This window comes from Vibrio sp. Vb1574 (assembly GCF_033338675.1).
Window position 1 is genome coordinate 1 of record NZ_JAWOTC010000364.1, and the last position, 1,133, is coordinate 1,133.

The 1,133-nt window shown below is 44.9% G+C and carries 1 protein-coding gene; it reads right to left on the minus strand.

Features of this window, described 5'->3' with window-relative positions; translation table 11 throughout:
• The coding region (pepN, locus tag R7O12_RS26205; RefSeq protein WP_318126985.1) for an aminopeptidase N at positions 1 to 1,133 on the minus strand (1,133 nt) is incomplete at both ends.

The window sequence follows — 1,133 nt, forward strand, 5'->3', positions numbered from 1 at the left end:
TGATTCGCCATTAATGGTAAGTGGGATAATCTGACCTTTCGAATCATACAGCTCGATATCGAATGGAATGTGCAGTGCTTGTTTTTCTGCTTGGTCTTGCGTTGCTTCAGTAAATTGCTCAACTGTTAGAGCGTAAGTTTTGGCTTCAGCGTTGTATTCGCTGTTTACACGAAGTGTTGGTGTACCAGATTGGCTATACCATAGACGGAATTGCTTAAGGTCAACGCCCGTTGCATCTTCCATTGCAGAAACGAAGTCTTCACATGTTGCCGCTGTACCGTCGTGACGCTCAAAGTAAAGCTTCATACCTTTTTGGAAGCCTTCCTCGCCAAGCAAAGTGTGGTACATACGAATCACTTCACTGCCCTTTTCATAAACGGTCAGCGTATAAAAGTTATTCATTTCAATAACTTTGTCAGGACGAATTGGGTGTGACATTGGGCTTGCATCTTCAGCAAACTGAGGGCCACGAATAATGCGCACGTTGTCGATTCGATTTACCGCACGTGAACCTAAGTCAGAAGAAAACTCTTGATCACGGAACACCGTCAAACCTTCTTTTAGGCTCAGCTGGAACCAATCACGGCAAGTCACGCGGTTGCCTGTCCAGTTATGGAAGTATTCATGGCCAATCACAGCTTCAATACCCAAGTAATCTCGGTCTGTCGCCGTTTGGTCATTCGCCAGAACAAACTTAGAGTTAAAGATATTTAGGCCTTTGTTCTCCATAGCGCCCATGTTGAAGAAATCAACCGCCACGATCATGTAAATATCGAGGTCGTATTCTAGACCAAAGCGTTCTTCGTCCCACTTCATTGAGTTGATTAGCGATGTCATCGCGTGACCCGCTCGGTCTAAGTTGCCTTTATCGACAAAGATTTCTAGGTCAACGTTGCGACCAGACATTGTGGTGTATTTATCGCGAAGAACATCAAAGTCACCAGCGACAAGCGCAAATAGATAAGCTGGTTTTGGATGTGGATCTTGCCATTGCACCCAATGACGACCGTTCTCTGCTTCGCCTTGTGCAATACGGTTACCATTGCTGAGCAAGTATGGATATGTTGCTTTATCTGCAATGACTTTGGTTGTGTATTTTGCCAGTACGTCTGGGCGATCTAAGTAATACGTGA